The 16,919-nt window shown below is 72.1% G+C and carries 13 protein-coding genes; 1 reads left to right on the forward strand and 12 read right to left on the reverse strand.

Going from position 1 to position 16,919, the window contains the following annotated elements; genetic code table 11:
* Window positions 1-360 precede the first annotated feature (360 nt).
* Genes VK501_RS12805 through VK501_RS12845 form a run of 9 tightly spaced genes read right to left on the reverse strand, consistent with a single transcriptional unit; the run spans window position 361 to window position 9,748 of the window.
* A complete protein-coding gene (locus tag VK501_RS12805; protein WP_324337865.1) occupies window positions 361-1,032 on the reverse strand; it encodes a hypothetical protein in 672 nt (223 codons plus the stop codon).
* Between the two features lie 2 nt (window positions 1,033-1,034).
* Entirely contained in the window at window positions 1,035-1,574 is a 540-nt protein-coding gene (locus tag VK501_RS12810; protein ID WP_324337866.1) for a hypothetical protein, read from the reverse strand.
* A 17-nt stretch (window positions 1,575-1,591) separates the two neighbouring features.
* On the reverse strand, window positions 1,592-2,704 hold the full coding sequence (locus VK501_RS12815; RefSeq protein WP_324337869.1) for a hypothetical protein: 1,113 nt from the start codon (window positions 2,702-2,704) through the stop codon (window positions 1,592-1,594).
* Window positions 2,701-5,406, reverse strand: a complete 2,706-nt coding sequence (locus VK501_RS12820) for a hypothetical protein (protein WP_324337871.1) — start codon at window positions 5,404-5,406, stop codon at window positions 2,701-2,703. The genes VK501_RS12815 and VK501_RS12820 overlap by 4 nt, the downstream gene beginning before the upstream one ends.
* The gene (locus VK501_RS12825; RefSeq protein ID WP_324337873.1) at window positions 5,394-5,852 is read right to left on the reverse strand and encodes a hypothetical protein; all 459 of its coding nucleotides are present in this window, start codon (window positions 5,850-5,852) and stop codon (window positions 5,394-5,396) included. Before VK501_RS12825 ends, VK501_RS12820 begins: the two co-directional genes overlap by 13 nt.
* On the reverse strand, window positions 5,849-7,783 hold the full coding sequence (locus VK501_RS12830; protein ID WP_324337875.1) for a hypothetical protein: 1,935 nt from the start codon (window positions 7,781-7,783) through the stop codon (window positions 5,849-5,851). The genes VK501_RS12825 and VK501_RS12830 overlap by 4 nt, the downstream gene beginning before the upstream one ends.
* The gene (locus tag VK501_RS12835; protein WP_324337877.1) at window positions 7,780-8,115 is read right to left on the reverse strand and encodes a hypothetical protein; all 336 of its coding nucleotides are present in this window, start codon (window positions 8,113-8,115) and stop codon (window positions 7,780-7,782) included. Before VK501_RS12835 ends, VK501_RS12830 begins: the two co-directional genes overlap by 4 nt.
* Before the next feature lie 35 nt (window positions 8,116-8,150).
* Complete coding sequence (locus VK501_RS12840) at window positions 8,151-9,083, reverse strand: hypothetical protein (protein ID WP_324337879.1); 933 nt, start codon at window positions 9,081-9,083, stop codon at window positions 8,151-8,153.
* A 53-nt stretch (window positions 9,084-9,136) separates the two neighbouring features.
* A complete protein-coding gene (locus VK501_RS12845) occupies window positions 9,137-9,748 on the reverse strand; it encodes a hypothetical protein (protein ID WP_324337881.1) in 612 nt (203 codons plus the stop codon).
* A 351-nt stretch (window positions 9,749-10,099) separates the two neighbouring features.
* Between VK501_RS12845 and VK501_RS12850 the strand changes: the two genes are divergently transcribed.
* The gene (locus tag VK501_RS12850) at window positions 10,100-11,329 is read left to right on the forward strand and encodes an IS701 family transposase (RefSeq protein ID WP_324337883.1); all 1,230 of its coding nucleotides are present in this window, start codon (window positions 10,100-10,102) and stop codon (window positions 11,327-11,329) included.
* Between the two features lie 142 nt (window positions 11,330-11,471).
* Here the strand turns inward: VK501_RS12850 and VK501_RS12855 are convergent, their stop codons facing one another.
* The 3 genes from VK501_RS12855 to VK501_RS12865 all read right to left on the reverse strand — a co-directional run bounded on the left by VK501_RS12855 (window position 11,472) and on the right by VK501_RS12865 (window position 16,890).
* Complete coding sequence (locus VK501_RS12855) at window positions 11,472-13,124, reverse strand: hypothetical protein (RefSeq protein ID WP_324337885.1); 1,653 nt, start codon at window positions 13,122-13,124, stop codon at window positions 11,472-11,474.
* A gap of 81 nt (window positions 13,125-13,205) precedes the next feature.
* Window positions 13,206-14,759 (reverse strand): S8 family peptidase, encoded by a 1,554-nt coding sequence (locus VK501_RS12860; RefSeq protein ID WP_324337887.1) that lies wholly within the window; start codon window positions 14,757-14,759, stop codon window positions 13,206-13,208.
* A complete protein-coding gene (locus tag VK501_RS12865; RefSeq protein ID WP_324337889.1) occupies window positions 14,749-16,890 on the reverse strand; it encodes a hypothetical protein in 2,142 nt (713 codons plus the stop codon). Before VK501_RS12865 ends, VK501_RS12860 begins: the two co-directional genes overlap by 11 nt.
* Window positions 16,891-16,919 lie beyond the last annotated feature (29 nt).

The following is a 16,919-nucleotide window of genomic DNA, read 5'->3' on the forward strand; positions in this document are numbered from 1 at the left end:
CCGTCCTACAGATCGACGGCGACAGCTACCGCATGCGCGACCACCGCGCCCGCCTCGCCACCCTCCGAGCCGGCCTCAACCACCCCTCACAAGGTGGGGAATTCCCGTGATCGCACCTGGGGAATTCCGACGATCGTTGACATCGCTTGTTGTTGATTGAGAACGCCACCACTCTCGCTGGTACCCAGCGCGTGAAGTCTTCCGGGTACCACTCGCGGGTACCGGCAGAGCGGAGCTGGTCGAGTTCGGACCAGGGGTGGCGCCACGGCCGGGCGGCGCAGTACCGGCAGGTCCAGGAATCAAGGCGACGGCTGTAACAGGGTCGTCGCAAGCGGGTGCCTCGAACGACCGTGAAGCCCCCTAGCTGAGGGCGCTGAGCAGCTGGGTGCCCGCGAGCAGCCGCTCGGGGGCGATTGCGGCCCGGTGGCCGACCGCTGGAATCAGGATTAGGCGAGCGGCGGTGGGCACGAGCTCGGTCAGGCGCGCGGCGACTGGTACGTCGGCGTCGCGGCCGGTGGCGCTGGCGGCCAGCAGCCAGCGTGCGTGGCGCGCGTCGGTGGCCAGCGGGCCGCCGAGCAGGGCGGCGCAGCGGTCGAGCTGCGCGGTGGCGTCCAGGGTCCATAGCACGATGTCGGCGGCGTGCAGCGCCGCGGCGGCGTGTTCTGACTGCAGGGCGCCGGCGTCGACGATGACAAGCGAGTGGGCGGCGGCCGCGTCGCGCAGGACCTTGACGACGGCGTCGGGGCGGGCGGCGGCGCGGCGTGCGGGTGCGCGCGCCATGACGCGCAGCCCGTCGGCCTGCTCGAGCCAGGGCACCTCGGCGGGGGTCTGGCGGTCGTCGGCCAGCCGTGCGACGTCGGTGAGGTTGTAGGGGCTGGCGGCGCCGAGCGCGAGCGCGAGGTCGCCGGCGCCGGGCGCGCTGTCGCAGAGCAGCACGCGGCCGGGCTGTTGGGCGGCGGCGGCGCGCGCAAGCAGCGCGGCGATCGTGGTGGTGCCCGCTCCTCCGTGCAGGCCACAGACGGCGACGATCATCGTCAGCTGACCGCCTTGAACGAGGTGAGCTTGTAGCCGTCGGCGGTCTTCTGGGCGGTGGCGCGGTAGACCAAGTAGGCCGACTGCTCGTCGCTGCCGCCGAGCTTGGCGGTCTCGTGGGTGACCACGTAGAACTGGCCGTTGTGCTTGGGGTCTGTGACGACTTCGACGGTGCCGGTGTTGGCCTGGTTGGATGCGCGGCGGCTGACCTCGGTCAGCGCCTGGTGGGCGGCCTGCTTCATCTCGTCGGCCAGCGTGCCGGCGGACTGGGCGACGAGCGCGAGGCGCTGCTTGGGTAGCTGGTCAAAGTGCCAGTTGATGAAGGTGGTGGCGAACAGGCGGATCGCCTGATCGGCGGTGCGCGCCGCACGCGGCGCGCGGGCGCCGCCGGGAGATGCTGCGGGCGCGGCGGCGGTCGTCGCGGCCGCTGTCGAGGCGGGAGCGGCGGCCTGGGTCTTGTCGTAGGGGTTGGAGACTCCGCAGCCGGTGGCCAGGGCGGTGGCGGCGACGGCGAGCAGGGCGGGGAGGCGGTGGTTGAGCATGTCAGGGTCCTTGGGGATCAGAGGCCGTGGGGGTGGCTGGCGGTGAAGCCGACGGTGGTGTGCTGCGCCCAGCCGGGGCCGTGGCTGTAGTTGGAGCCGGAGGTGCCCCAGCCGCGGCCGTCGATGGTCAGGAAGACGTGCTCGGCGTTGGACCAGATGGTCACGTGCGTGCCGGGCCCGCTGTCGTAGGCGGAGGGGAAGGCGCCGGAGCCGATGCCGCCGGGGTCGCGGAACCCGGCGAGGGTCAGCAGCCAGCGCAGCGAGCCCGAGCAGTCCAGGCCGGTGTCTGAGAAGGTGCGCCCTGCGGCCTCGGCGTCTTGGCGCCAGCAGTCGTTGGCGGTCGCCGAGGGGCCGAGTTTGGGGGCGTGGCCGCCGGCCCAGCAGTAGGGCAGCTTCAGGGCTTCGATCTTGTTGGCGTAGGCGACGACGCGCTGAAGCGGCGTGCCGTCGACGTTGCCGAGCTCGCCGGCGCCGGTGTCGGCGGCGGCCAGCTGCTGCAGCTCTTGGGCGCGCTGGTAGTCGTGGCGGGCGTAGGGCAGCGAGGCGGGCGGCGTGCCCTTGTAGGAGGCCAGGGCGCCGAGGGTGCGGGTGTCGAGTTGCGGTCCGGCGCCGAGTGAGCGGAAGTAGGACGCCGCGGCGTAGATGGCGTCGTGGCTGTCGTAGACGTTGGGGTGGTGTCCGTAGCGGCCGGGGTAGTCGTCGGGGCGCGGGGCGTCGGCCTTGTTGTAGGCGTTGGCGAACGTTGCCCAGGTGCCGCCGGAGCCACCGGCGGTGTTGGACGCGGCGCTGGTGATGGAGAATTGCATCGGCCCGGCGCAGCAGCCGGCGAAGTTGAGGCCGTCGGTGACGCCGGCGAGCGTGGAGGTCGAGTAGTTGGTCTCGTCCTCGTGGACGGCCATCAGCAAGAACGGCGAGACGTGGAAGGCCTGCGCGGCGTCCTGGTAGACGGCGACGAACGGCTGGGCGCCGGCGGGCAGGCCGCCGGGACCGAAGTCCTGGGTTGACTGCTGGCTGCTGATGATCGCCAGCGGCGCGACGATCATCAGCAGCAGCACGGCCAGGATGCCGGGGGCCAGCTTGGCCGCCCGGCTGTGGCGGGCGACCTGCAGTGCGGGGACTGCGACGCTCACGCCTGATCGCGGTCGACCTGGGCGTGCCAGGCGGGGTCGACGAGCAGCGCCAGCGCGGCCCACGGGTCGCCGCCGGCGGTGCGCAGCGCCAGGCCGCGGCGAGGGACGTCGTGGTGGGGCTCGGAGGTCGCCGTCCAGTAGATCGGGGCGGCCATGCGGATCGCCACGGTGCCGCGGCCGCGTTCGCCGTTGACGAAGTAGGCCTGGGCCATGACGCCCTTCTCGGTGCTCAGCTTGCGGATCTGCTCGATCTCCTCGTCGCCGAGTCCGACGCCGCGCTGGACGGCCTTGAGGTCGCCGCGGCTCTGGCCAAGGACGAAGTGCATCGTGGCGTTGTCCAGCAGCGCCCGGGCGTTGGGGTTGTCCATGTCGGTGCGCGTCTGGGACAGCGCGATCGTCCAGAGGCCGGTGTGGCGTCCGCGGCGGGCGCGCTCGGCGACGAACTCGGCCGTCGCGCGGCGGCTGACGACCTTCCAGACTTCCTCGAAGACGAGCATCGAGGTGCCGTCCAGCGGCCCGGCGGGGCGGTAGCCGGCGGCGCGGCGCTGCAGCTCTGCGGACCAGCGGTCCTCGTTGCGGTTGGTGATGTACTCGAAGATCGAGAACAGCACGGCGGGGGCGATGTCGGCGGGGATCTTGGTGGTGTTGAAGACGACCAGCGGCGCGTCGGGGCGCACGCCGAGCGACGTCGGGCGATCGAACAGGTAGGCGTAGGTGCCTTCGCCGCAGAACTCGGCGACGCCGAGCGCGAGGTCGCGGTAGATGGCGGCGTGCTCGGCGGAGCGGTCGGCTTCGAGGTCGGCGAGCTCGGCGAGGATCTGGTGCAGCAGCTGCTCGCGCGGCGCCAGGCCGTCGCGGTGGCAGCGGCGGTAGGTGGCGCGGATGGCGTGGGCCAGCAGCGAGCGCTGCAGGCGGTCAAGGCCGTAGCTGTCCTGGTCGGGGTCGTGCTCGCCGATGAGCAGCGCGTGCAGGTGCAGCAGGAACGCGACCTTGTCGGTGGGGACGTTGCCGGGGTCGGGGACGTCCCAGCAGTTGATGGTGGCCTGCTCGTTGGCGTCGCCGAGCTCGAGGTGCGCGGCACCGGGGATCAGCGAGCACAGGAACTTGTAGTGGCCGGTGGAGCGGTCGATGACCGAGACCTGGGCGCCGCGGGCCATCGCCGCGGAGGCCAGGTGGATGACGGTGGCGGTCTTGCCCTTGCCCGACTTGGCGTAGCCGAGGGTGACCGCGTTGTCGTGGAGCTTGTCGAAGGGGTTGATGCGCTCGACGGTGCGGCCCGGGTCGGCGAAGGCGAACGGGATCCCGTCGGGGCTGCCCGAGCTGGTGGAGACGAACGGGATGCTGTCGGCGACGTTGCGGGTGATGAGTGGGAACGTGCGCGCGGCGACGTCGAGACCGAGCGGCAGGCTGGAGCGCCAGAGGTCGGGCTGCTGGCATTCGCCCTGCTGGACGCCGGCCTCGACGGGGGTGACCATCGTGCGCAGGGCGCGCAGCGACGCTTCGCCGAGCGCCCGAGGGTCGGGCTCGGGCCCGAGCTCGCGCAGCGAGAGGTAGAGCGAGACGTCGGCGATCGACTCGCCGCCGCTTGACAGCTCGTCGCCGATGGCGGTGACTTCGGCTTCCTGCTCGTGCTGGCTGCGGTTGGGCCGGCCGGTCTCTGAGCTGTTGATGCCCCACAGGACGCGCTCGCGGCGGCGGAAGCGGTCGCGCTCCTGGCCGCGGTCGCGCATGCGGACGTGCATCGACAGCGTCCAGGGACGGTCTGACTGCATGGCGTGCAGCAGCCAGCCGTAGAAGGTGCGCTCGGGGCGCTTGGAGACGTATCCGGTCTGCTCGAGGTCGCCGTCGATGGCGATGTGGCGGGCAGGGCGGAAGTCGATGACGCCTTGGGCCAGCGCATTGCGCAGGCGGCTGGCGGCCGCCGCGGCGCTGGCGCGGTCGACGTCGTGATCGAGGCTGCCGAGGATCGCGGTCTCAGAAAGGCCGGGGGCCTGGTCGGGCAGCGCCCGGGCCTTGGTCGGCGCCAGGCGCGACCACAGCAGATCGGCGACCTGTTGGCCGCTCATCGCCTCGACGGTGAGGTCCAGCGAGCGCAGCGATGCTCGCAGCTGATCGCAGAGCTCCTGGGCGTCGCGCATGAGCCCGAGGTGGTGGTCGAGCGCTCGCGTCAGCGGGTCTGACTCGCGCGTCTTGCGCGCGATCGGCAGGGTGCCGAGCGTCCGGGTCTGCTGGGCGGGGTCGAAGGTGACGACCAGCACGTAGCGCACGCGTACGGCGGCCTGGGCTTCGGCGTGCTGGGCGATGCCCTGCTCGTGGCAGGCGGCCAGCGCGCGCAGCGCCGCGCCCTGGGCGCGGTGCAGGTCATCCTCGGAGTCGATGAGCCGCTGGGTCGCGCCGTCGGTCTCGGTGCGCATCTCGGCGACGAGCTGCTCGAGCGAGACGTGGTTGGCGTGGACGTAGAACTGCAGGCTCATCCCGGCCGGGACGCGCAGCAACATGTCGGTCAAGCCGGCGGTCATGCGCTGGCAGCCGTCCTCGTCGAGGACCAGCGGGTTGTTGGGGACGACGCTGAGGTAGCGCACGAGCGCGCCGTCGGAGCGGATCAGCAGCCCGTCGTGGCTGAGCGCCTCGATGGGCAGCTCGTCGGCGGCGCTGCGCGGCTGCTCGCTGCGACGCAGCGACGGGGTCTTTACGAGGCCCACAGGTCCTCCAGGGAAGGGGTGGTGGCGTCGCTGACGCCGGGGTTGGTCAGGTTGGTGTCGGGGGCCTGCAGCTCGTAGCCGTGCGGCTCGGTGGCCAGGGCGACGTCGGGCAGCAGGACGTGCGCGCTGCGCCGCCAGGAACGCACGCCGCGCAGCATCGAGCGCAGGCTGAGCTCGCTGTCGGCGGTGAGCACGAACAGCAGCGCGCAGGGCATGCCGACCAGCGATCCGGCGACAGAGATCGCCCACTGGGTCGGCATGGGCAGTAGTGAGGTCAGCGCCCAGGTGGCGGCGAGGCCGAGCAGGACGATGACCCACTGGGTGCGGTTGAGGCCGATCAGGGTCACCGGTCGGCCGAGGTGGCGGTAGGTGGGATGGACGAGGCTGGTGCGGGGCGCGAGCGCTTCGCGTAGGGCGCCGGCGAGGTCGTTGGTGTCGTTGCTCATGAGGGGCGGCGATCGGGCGGCGTGGTCGGCCGCGGGTCAACGGGACGGGCCGGGCGCGCGGCGGCGCGATCGGCGGCGGGCGCGGGGCGCTTGGGCGCGGCGGTGCGACGGGCGGGCGCTGGGGCGGAGATCCCGGGCGCCTTGGTCGCGGGTCGCCGGGCGTTGTCGATGGCGGGCTGCGGGGCGGCGCGCGCCGGCGCGGTGCTCGGTGAGGAGCCGGTGGCGGGGCTCGAGCTGGCGGGCGTGCCGATGGGCGCTGTGGGGCGACGCTGGGCGCCTGGCCCCGACGGCGTGCCCTTGACGGCGGCGGCCGCAACGGCGGCGTCAGAGGCGGCCGTGCGGACAGCCGGATCAGAACCGCCAGGCGCGGGGCTGGACTGGGCGGCCATGGCGGCGGGGTCAGCCGCGGCCGCGGTCTTCTCGGGCGTGGTGCTCGAGGGCGCAGGCGGCCGCGGCGCGGCGGGTGCGGGCTGACGCGGACCGACGGAGGCGCCGCCGCCAGCGGCGGCCGCACCGCCTGCAGTGGGGGCAAGCTTGTCGGCGCCGGGCAGCGCGGCCGCGGCGGCGTAGCGTGCGGCGGCACCCTTCTTGGGTAGCTCCTTCCACGCCTTGTTGGCCTTGACGGGCGCGTTGACGGAGGCCTTGAGGCCGTTGGCGCTGGTGCGTGCGAGCTTGACGGCGTGGCCGCCCATGACGCCGGTGGCGGTGTGGGGCGCACCGATGCCGACGGCGGCGGTGCTGGCCACGGGAGCGACGCGCTTGCCGACCGCGCTGGTGGCGCTGGATCGCAGTGACGCCGCCCGCTGACGGGCGTTCGCGGCCAACGGGGTGGCACGCGCTGCGGCGGCGGCGCCCAGAGCGCGGAAGCGGTCGCGGTTGGTCTGTACGCCGGCGGCAAGCATGCCGCGGCGCCCACCGGAGGCGGCGCCGCCCGATCCGCCGCGGGCGGGCCCGGCGACCATGCCGGGGTGGATGCCGACGGCGCGCCCGGCGGCCATGAGGAAGACGGGTGCTTTGAAGGCCAGCCACAGGCAGGCCACGGCGGTGAACGGCTTGACGATCTGCTGCAGCTCGTCGGGCAGGCCGCCGTGCGCGCCGGAGGCCCAGATCAGCGAGTCGCTGGTCAGCAGGGCGCCGGCGGCGAAGATCAGCGCCCAGGCCACCGGGATGAGCGCGATGGTGATCGCCCCGGCGATCCAGGTGCGCGCCAGCCAGGCGGTCGCGGGCAGTGGGTACAGGCCCCAGACGAGCGCCCCGGCGAGCATCAGCACGGCCTCGAGCGAGGTCAGGCCGATCTTGACGATCATCAGCCCGGCGACGAAGTACAGCGAGGTCAGCGCGGCGCCGACGGCCAGGCCCCAGCCGACGCCGGAGGTGGCGATGCCAATGACCAGCGCGGCGCCGAGCATCTTGTCGATGCCGTCGGTGACGAGGTGCTGGGTCACCATCGAGCCGGTCAGGACGTTGAGGCCGAGGATGAAGGTGGAGACCAGCTTGGGGTAGAGCACCAGGACGCCCGCGGCGGCGACGGCGCGCTTGGCGACCTGGCTGGCGATCGGGGCGCCGGCGGCGATCTGCAGCGCGCAGACGCTGAGGCTGATGGCCAGCAGCGCGAAGCCGAGACCGACGAGCTCGGCGCGGTAGGCGTTCAGGTGCGGGTAGGCGTGGGCGTCGGTGACGTCGGGGACGGCGACGAGCCACTGCACGAGCGCGGTGATCCAGTGGCTGGCGAAGTCGGGGACGACGAGGTCGACGAGCTTCTTGATGATGTCGGTGACGAGGCTGCCGACGTTGAGGCCCAAGAGGCCCAGCGGGGTGCTGGCGGCGTGATCCAGCGGCGCCGCCTGCGCGGCGGCGGGCATCAGGATGCCCGCCGCCAGCGCGACGCCCAGGACCAGCAGTAGCGGCCGGGTGAGCGGTCGCCGGGTCACGCCAGGATCTGCGGTCCGAGGAAGATGATCGTCGCGCCGATGAGCACGCCGGTCAGGGTCCGCTGGGCCCACTGCTGGCCACTGGCTAGGCCCAGGCCGCCGATCGACAGGCCGATGAGGCAGGCCGGGATGGCGAGCGGGGCGATGCCGCCCTGGAGGTTGTCCAGGTAGGTCTTGGCGCCGGAGAACGAGTTGCCTCCGGCGGGCGTGTAGCCCGCGGCCTTCTGCAGGAAGGCCAGCTGCGCGGTCTCGGTGCTGAGCAGGACTGCGATGGCGGCCAGGGCCAGCAGCGCGAGCAGCAACGCGCCGGTGCGGTTGGTGACGGTGGTCACTGGGGTGAAACTCCTTGTTCGGGTGGTTGGTGGAGCTAGGGGCGAAACTCGGAGGCGGCCGACGAGCGCCGAAGGGGCGCGGCGCGCGGCGCGAGGGCCGTAGCCGGGGCGCCGGTGGCCGCGGGGGCGGGGACGGCGACGCGTCGGATCACAACGCGGGTGCGAACCCGGGTCCGGGCGCGACGGGTGCGCTGCGGGGAAGCGGCGCGGTGCGTCCGGCGTGCGGCGGATTTGCCGGCCTTAGGCGCGGCGGGCTTGGACGGCGTGCCCGCGCGCGCAGCGGGGACCGCGGCGGCCGGCTTGCTGGCGGACGGCGCCGGCGTCTTGCTGGGCCCCATCGCGGCGGCGATCACGACCAGCGCCAGCAGGACCAAGACGATGATCATGCGCTTCTTGGGACGGTGCCCGCGGGCCGCCAGGCGACCGATCGCGGGCCGGAGCGCACCGAGGCTTGGCGGGCGCAGCTTCAGCGGGCCGCCGTCCTTTCGCGGCTGGTCGGCGGCGGGCTGGGTGACGGGCGCGGCGGCCGCGGCGGGGGCCGGGCGCGGCTGCGGGATCTCCGGCGTGAAGGCAGCGAAGACCCCGCCTGCGGCGGGCGCGGGGAGCTCGAGCTGCTCGGGCTCCTCGTCGTAGACGACTTCGACGGTGGCGGCGGGCTCGTCGTCCTCGAAGTCGGGCTCGCTGTCGGTGACGGCGTCGAAGCCGCCGAGGTCTTCGCCCTCGTGGTCGACGGCGAGCGGGTCGTCCTCGAGGTCGGCGGGCTGCAGGTCCGGGTCGTGCTGCGGCGCGGCCTCTGGATGCTCGAGTTCGGGCGCCGACGGCGTGACGGTCTCATCGCCGGGATCGGCGACGATGGCGGCGGCCGGTTCGGGGACCGTCGCCGGCGGCGGCGGCGGTTCAGCGGGTGCGGCTGCAGCGCCGTTGGCGTGCAGGATCCCGAAGAGAGGATCGAGTTCGGTGACGCTCATTCCCTCTGGGCGGGCGGGCCAAGAGGGGTGGCGCAGAAATCTTGCTCAGCCGGTCAGGCGCTGGCGTCGCGGACGTCGGCGAGGTCGACGGCGAGCACCGTGATGTGCGCCGGCAGGTCAACCTCGAGGACGGTGTCCGGCTCGATCAGCAGCTCATAGGCGAGGCCGTTCTGCGGCGCGGACGCCAGGTGGGCCCGCACGCGGCGGTCCTCCTCACTGCCTCTCATGGCCGGATAGATGGCGCATGCGGGGTCCCCGAGAACCCACACCGAAGGCCGAAGCGGACGATCACGGTGGTGGGGCAGCTGGTCGAGGAGTCCGGGATGCTCGTGGAGCTCGTGGGCGGCCAGCAGGGCGCGGCCGTCGCCCTCGTAGGCGATGACGCGCTGGACGGCGACGAGGTGGTTGGCCAGCTTGGCGCCATGCATCGGGTGGCGTCCGTGGCGCGAGAGCCGCGGGGCGGGGTAAAGGACGCCGGGCAGTGAGCCGACGGGCTCGGTGAGGGTCAGCAGCTGGGCGTCGCGCAGGACCTGCAGCCGTCGGTAGGCGGTGCGGCGGGAGCGGCCGAAGCGCTGCGCGACCTGCATCGAGGTCACTGGTGCCCAGCGGGCGACCCAGTGGGCGATGCGGTCGTCTTCGGCGGTCAGGCGACGCTTGGGTGGCATGCGGCGAAGGGCCCGGCGTCCTGGCGGGTCTGGCGCGCTGTGCCGGCCGCCAGGCCAGCGGAAACGTACGTCGTCGTCGTGTCGATGGCGGAACGCTAGTCGCGCAGAAGCCGCTCAGGGGATTTCATCGAACGCAAGAGCGGCGCCACCGGCGCCCCGCTAGGGAACACTGGCCCACAGGGCCAGGTTCCCTTGCGGGTCTTCGCTCAGGGGGCGAAACCCGCGGCGGGTTACGGACCCACGCTCCTAGTAGTGCTTTGTTAGTTGGGTTGTAGGGGTTTTTGGTGGTGTCGTCGAATCCTGCTCGTGTTTGGTTGCTCGACGCGGGGGGTTCATGATGGCGGCGGTGGCGTGAGGGATGCACGGTCTGAGGGCGCCGGTCTGTCGGCGGTCAAGAAGCGCTTGGAGGCGTTTGCGGGTGAGGTGCTGGCCGGGGCGATGAACCGGCCGGTGCAGGTGGTCAACGGCGGGGTGTATCTGCGCGGGCTGATCGAGCAGGGCCCGCGCAAGTCGCTTGAGCCGATGTGCGAGCGGCTGGGTGCGGCGGCCGATTATCAGAGCCTGCAGCAGTTTTTGGCCGACAGCCCGTGGGATCCGGCGCTGGTGACGCGCGCGGTGGCCGAGCGCGTCGCGCCGGCGATCGGGGTGCAGGCGTGGGTGCTAGACGACACCGGGTTCCCCAAGGACGGCACGCGCTCGCCGGGCGTCAAGCGTCAGTACTCGGGGACGCTGGGCAAGATCGGCAACTGCCAGATCGGCGTCTCGGTGCACGCGGTCGGCGCCACCGGGACGGTGCCGTTGGGGTGGGCGCTGTACCTGCCGGAGGAGTGGTGTGAGGACGCCGACCGGCGCCAGAGGGCCAAGATCCCCGCCGAGGTGGTGTTCAAGACCAAGCCTCAGCTGGGCGTGGAGCTGGTCGAACGCGCGGCGGGTTGGGAGGTCGCGAAGGCGCCGGTGCTCGGCGATCAGGCCTACGGCGACAACACCCAGTTGCGCGAGCGCCTGCACGACGCGCAGCTTGAGTACGTGCTGTCGGTCGGCGCCGAGACGAAGGTGTTCGCGCCCGGCACGACGTTCACCGTGCCCGCGCGGGCCGGCGCGACGGGCCGGCCGCCCACGCGACCGAAGGCCGACCGCGAGCCCGAGGCGATCGGCGCGCTGATCGCGCGCCTGGCGGACGACGCCCAGATCGTCACGTTCCGCGACGGCCCCGACGCCACGCCGCTGACCTCGCGCTTCGTGTTCGCGCGCGTCCGTGCCGCGCACCGCTGGCACAAGGGCCTGGCCGACGTGCCGCGCGAGGAGTGGCTGATCGCCGAGTGGCCCGAGGGCGCCGATCGGCCGACTGACTACTGGATCTCCAACCTGCCCGCCGACACCGCCCCCGAACGCCTCGCGCGCCTGGCCCGGCTGCGCTGGAAGATCGAGCTGGACTACAAGCAGCTCAAGGGCGAGCTCGGCCTCGACCACTACGAGGGCCGCTCCTGGATCGGCTGGCATCACCACACCGCGCTGGTCACCGCCGCCCACGGCTTTCTCACCCTGGAGCGCCGACGCCCAAATCGCCCGCGGCCGGCCTGACCCTGCCCAGAGCGGTGCGCCTGCTGCAACCGCTCCTCAGGTGCTGGACCGGCCGCTGCCAGACCTGCCAGCAGCCCGTCGACCTCGACCAACTACCACTCCACCCCGCCCGCCACCACGAGCGACAACCAACAAAGCACTACTAGCGCAGGCGCAGATTGGCCGTGCGTGTCTGCGAGCGGGTGTCTCGGTCGCCGGGGTAAGCGACCGAGACGGTGGCGGTGCGCGTCTTGGCGATTGTCGCCGAGAGCGTGAACGTGAGCCGGAACGCGCCGCGGCGGATCGTGGCGTGCCTGGTCACGGTGCGCGTACGGCCACCTTGGCGGACTCGGTAGCGGATGGTGACGCGGCCGGAGGCCTTGGTCGACAGCTTGCCGGCGATCGTGACCTTGCGGCCCGCCCGCCGCACCGTCGTGAGCTTCAGCGCAGGCGACACCTTGGTGACGACCGGCGTGGGCGTCGGGACCGGCGTTGGCGGGGGAGTGGGGTCCGGCTGCGGCTGAGGGTCAGGCTGCGGCGCCGGAGGCGCATAGGTCAGCTTCAGCGTCGAGGCGCCGGCGGCGTTCTCGTGGCCGAGCTGATCGACGAGCCAGACGCGCAGCGTGGCGTCGCCGGCGGCGGGAAGCGCCAGGCCGGAGACGCCGGTCGGCGACGGGGCGGTCTGGACTGCGTCGCACCCGCCGTTCTGGCACAGCTGGAAGCGCGCGGCGACGATCGGTGTGCCGGAGTCGGGCGGAAGCGACCAGCTGGCCGAGAAGCTGTTGGCCTGCGAGGTCGAAGACGGCGAGGCCAGTGCAAGCGGGGCCGCAGGCGCCTGGTTGTCGATGCGCAGCGGCTGGGGGCGCGCGACGCGCGTCTCGTTACCGGCGGCGTCGACGGCGGCGACCTCGATGCTGTGGGCGCCGTCGGCCAGGTCGGCCGTGGGGATCCCCACGGCGCCACCCGGCTCGTCGGTGCAGGGCCGCGGCCGGTCGTAGCTGCAGCTGCGCCGCAGCGTGGCGATCAGCGATCCGTCGGCGTAGACGCGGGTGGCGTAGATCCCCGTGCTGTCGGCGGAGCTCAGCGAGAGCGGCAGGGTGCCCTGTGCCCAGTCGGTCGTCGTCCAGCCGCTGCCGGTGGGCGTGCCCGCCGTCGGCGCGGTCGACTCGGCGATCGTCAGGAACGCGGAGAAGATCTCGGCGTTGATGTTGGTCAGCGAGAAGCCGTTTCCGCAGGTGTGGGCGGGCGGGACGTCGCGGCAGTAGAGGCCGATGATGATCGAGCTGGCGGTCTGGTTGTCGAGGTCGCGGTAGGAGCTGCGGTTGACGTTGGCGGTGTCGTTGGGGTACCAGTCGTCGCCGCCAGCGAAGCAGATCGACTGGCCGGCGATCTCGCAGGTGTCGATGACGTTGGCGCGCGTGCTCAGCGCGATGTACGGCTGCCAGCTGTCGTCGTTGGCCTTTGCGATAGCGCGCCAGTAGCGCAGGCGCGTGATCGTTCCTGTGACCGGGGTGAAGGTCATCTCGGCGCGATCGCCGGCGTTGGCCTCGATGGCGCCCCCGGCGTTGCCGAGGCGGTCGCTGACCCAGAGACCGGCCTGCTGGAAGCTGTTGGGGAACCCAGGCGGGCGGTTGGACGGTGGGCAGTTGACGCCGGTTGCCAGCGCGATCGGGTTGCTGTTCAGGGTGGTGGACCAGCCCTGCGATGAGGCGGTCTCGCCGCAGGTCTGCATGACGAAGGCGCCGCCGCCGGCCACCGGGCCGACGTCGCCCGGCAACGGACGGGGCTGCGCGTGAGCGCTGATCGGAACGGCCACCGCCGCCAGAAGGGCGGCGGCGGTGGTGAGAGTGAGACGAAGTCGAGCGAGCATTGCGTTGGTTTCCGTAGGAAAGCGGCGCTACTTCCTCGGATGGAGGCTCAGCAGAGCCGATGTCCCCCGGACCCCTGTGGGATCACGGTACGTGATCGACACTTCGCTGAGCGTTCCCGAGACCCGGGTCCGCAGCCTGTCGCCCGTGACACGCAGGTTGCGCGTGAGGGTCGGGAATGCTCGCCCCTTCTGGCGCGCGAAAATCTCCACGCGCGCCTGTATGCCCTTGGGCTTGTTTTTGAAGGTGAACGTCAGCAGCCCGCGGCGATAGCGCACCGAGCTCACCGCCGGCTTGGAAAGCCGAGCGGGAGGGCGCGCAGCGACGGCCACAGGCTTGGGGACTACCGCCGGGGTCGTAGTCACGGGAACATCGGGAGCGGCAGGCGCCGTGACGGTGGTCGTGGTGTTGGAGGTGGCCTCCTGGGTTGATGGCTGGGTGCCGAGGACCGGGATGGCGGCATGACCGGCGGTCAGCTCGGCGCCGAGCCCGGCGGCGCGCAACGCCGCGTCGACGTCGAGCGAGGGGCCGGCGTCGGTGGCGCGGGTGTTCTGGGTGAGCAGCTGCTCGGCGGCATCGACGGTCAGGTCGGGGCGAAGGCCTCGCAGCTGGGTGAGGACCCCCGCAACGAAGGCCGTCGACTCGCTTGAGCCGCTGGCCCACACGGCGGTGCCGTCGGGCCGCGCCGCGTCGACCGGGCACCCTGAGGCCCAGAGGTCAAGTTCGGGGCCGGAGGCGGCGAATGAGCAACGGGCGCCGGTGTTGTCGGCCGCCCCGACGGCGAGTACGGGACCGTAGGCGGCGGGCCAGTCGATGGCGCCGGGGTGGTTGCCCGCGGCTGCGACGACGTTCAGCCCGGCGCGGCGGGCGTTGGCGACGTTGTTCTGAACAAGGGCCATCGCGGCGGCGTCGAGGTTGGCGATCATGGCGCCGCCGAGCGACATCGAGATGACCTTGATGTTGTAGATGTTGCGGTTGGTGATGCACTTCTGGATGGCGAGACCGAGGTCGGTGCCGCCGAAGCTCGCGCCCTCGCGCGAGGCGCGGACCGACACGACGTTGATCGACGGTGCGGCACCGACCATGCCGAAGCCGTTGTAGGGCGCCGAGGCGATCATCGCCATCAGCGTGCCGTGGTGGTCGCTGTTGCGATCGGCACCGTCGCCGCTGTCGACCGAGAGGCGGTCGAGCACGTTGACGGTGTCGGGGCTGACGTCGTTGCCGGTGTCGACGACGCAGACCGCGGCCCGCTGGGCGGGTGCGGGGATCCAGGTGGAGTCCGTCGCGTGCGCGGCGGTGGCCTGGCCGGTGAAGATCTCCTCAGCGTGGGCTGAGGGGGCGATGAGGAGGGCGAGCACGATCGCGCTGATCGCGGCGAGCAGCTGCACCACGACGCGGCCGCACGGCCGGGGATGGACGGCGTGGGGCATGCGCCCGTCAGCGGCCCGAGGACGGGCCAGCACCATGGCGGCGGCCGCGCAGCCACCGACGGCGGCGGGCATCGCCCGTCGCCGCAGCAGCTCGAAGAGGACCGTGGGCGGCCCGCCGAAGCGGGCCGCTTGGTGGTCGTTGCTAGGGGGCAACGGTGACCTTCACGGTCTTGGACGCGGTCGCCACGTACGGGTAGTCGACCTGGCCCTTGATGACCTGTACCCGCATGGCGTAGGTCACCTTCTTGTTGGTCCGCGTGAACTTGTAGGCGTACTTGAACGCGCCCTTGCGATCGGTCTTGATCTGGGCGAACGGACGCCAGCGCTTGCCGTCTTTCCACTGCACGGCCAGTGAGGCGCCGCGCGTCGGGATCTCGCCGCCGGCCAGCGTGCCGCGCAGCGTCACGGCCTGGCCGTTGTGGACACGCTTGCGGTTGGCCTTCAGCGACACCTTGCTGTTGACCAGTACCTTCAGCGTCGCCGTGGCACGAGCGATCGGGTCGTCGGCGTACATGCGGTAGCCGACGGTCACCGCGCGGCTGGCCCCCTTTGCCAGGCGCAGCACCGCGTGCCCGGCACCGTCGGTGCTCATGTCGGCCGCGACGGCGGCCTTGGCGCCGATCTTGGTGGCGATGTCGAGCTGGGCGCCGGCGATCGCCTTGCCCGTCGTGCTGCAGGTCAGCTGGACCTGTGCGGTGGCGGCCTTGCCGTTGCTCAAGCTGAGCCGGCCGCCCTTGATGTGCTCGAACTTCAGTGTTGCCTTGTCCTGCGGGCAGACGGTTCCGGAGGCCTCGCCGACGATGCGGCCACGGAATGTGTGCGCGATCGTCGAGTTGACCTCGGTGACCGGCAGCGCCGGCGCGACTAGCGTCGTGGTATTCGTCGTCGAGTTCGAGGAGCCGCCCGCGCCATTGGCACCGTTGGCTCCGTTGACTCCGCCGGTGCCGTCGGTGCCGTCGGTCGGCTTGGGCGTGGTGTTTTCAGCGTTGCTCGGGGCGGTCACGATGCCCGTCGGGTCCGAGTAGACGGTGACGGAGTCGGCGGCGTTGGTGGCGGTCACCAGCAGACGCAGACGATGGCCGACGTCTGCGGCGGTGGGCGTGTAGCTCAGCGCCGTGGCGCCGGGGATTGCGCCGCAAGAGGCCAACGTGCCGTTGGCGTCGCACTGCACCCAGTTGCGGGTGATCGTGAGGCTCGGACCGCTCCACGTTCCGTCGTCGGCCACAGCAACGGCAGTGCCGACAATGGGGACGAGGGTGGACTGGGCCGCGCCGGCGTACTTCGGGACCTGGGTGTTGACGGGCGGGTGGTTGGCCACCAGCTTGGTCGCGGTGTAGAGCGTGGCCTCGCGGCCGCCGGCGTCGACGACCTTGGCGGTGATGGTGTGCGAGCCGTCGGCGATCGCGTTGGAGTCGATGGCCTCGGTGTCGTTGACGCCGCTGGGGCACGGCTTGGGGTAGCCGAAGATCCACTGGCCACTCTCGCTGCCGAGGATCGAGCAGTGACCGCCGAAGGTGTCGATGACGTGATCGACGGTCTGAGTGCCGTCGACGTAGAGACGGAACCGGGCGACGCCGCCGCCCTGGTCGGTGGCGGCGTAGGCCAGGCTCTTTGCGCCTTTCCAGGTCGCGTCGTCCTTGGCGGCGCCGGAGATCGTCCCGGCGGCGGGCGGCGTGTCGTCGGCCAGGTAGGTCTTGGGCGAGAAAACCGAGTGCCAGGAGGTCGAGTTCGAGCAACCTGATGCGCCGTCGCAGGCGCTGCGGATCCGCAACTGCGAGGCGTTGAGCCCCCAGGCGGCGAACGGGTCAGTGGTCGGCCAGATGCCGTCGGCAGACGAATAGACGCGAAGGCGGGAGCTGTCAGCGTCGACGGTGATGACGCCCCGCGACGAGCCGTCCCAGGCACGGTTCCAGCCGCCGATCCCCGCGCTGAAGCCGGTAATCCGGGTGTTGGCCGGCGCGGCGTAGTCCCAGCCGAGTTCGCGGTAGCTGGTGACGCTGAAGCCACCGCTGGGCTCCAGCTCGGTGTGCAGCCCGCCCCAGTTGCAGTTGTTGACGGTGTAGACGCCCGAGCCGAGCGCGGTGTTGGTGAAGGGTGTCCAGCCGCCGTAGGCGTCGGAGACTCCTGCGTTGGTGTCACAGGAGGCGTTGATGTAGCCGCCCGCGGCGCGCGAGGGCGCGGCCTGGGCGAGCGTGAGCGCACCGGCGGCCAGCAGGGCGGCCGCCGCGGCGACCGCAACGCGGTGCCGTCCGCGGCTTAGCGTCTGAGGGATGTGCAGTTGCAACGTTGATCCTTTCGAGATCAAGGACATGA

Origin of the sequence: Baekduia sp. (assembly GCF_035318805.1) — a bacterium.
In the GTDB taxonomy this organism is placed as follows: Bacteria; Actinomycetota; Thermoleophilia; order Solirubrobacterales; family Solirubrobacteraceae; genus Baekduia.

Excerpts from the sequence above, each read along its gene's own strand:
- VK501_RS12805 (WP_324337865.1), bottom strand. The coding sequence starts at position 1,032 with ATGATCGTCGCCGTCTGTGGCCTGCACGGAGGAGCGGGCACCACCACG.
- VK501_RS12810 (WP_324337866.1), bottom strand. The coding sequence starts at position 1,574 with ATGCTCAACCACCGCCTCCCCGCCCTGCTCGCCGTCGCCGCCACCGCC.
- VK501_RS12825 (WP_324337873.1), bottom strand. The coding sequence starts at position 5,852 with ATGAGCAACGACACCAACGACCTCGCCGGCGCCCTACGCGAAGCGCTC.
- VK501_RS12840 (WP_324337879.1), bottom strand. The coding sequence starts at position 9,083 with ATGAGCGTCACCGAACTCGATCCTCTCTTCGGGATCCTGCACGCCAAC.
- VK501_RS12845 (WP_324337881.1), bottom strand. The coding sequence starts at position 9,748 with ATGCCACCCAAGCGTCGCCTGACCGCCGAAGACGACCGCATCGCCCAC.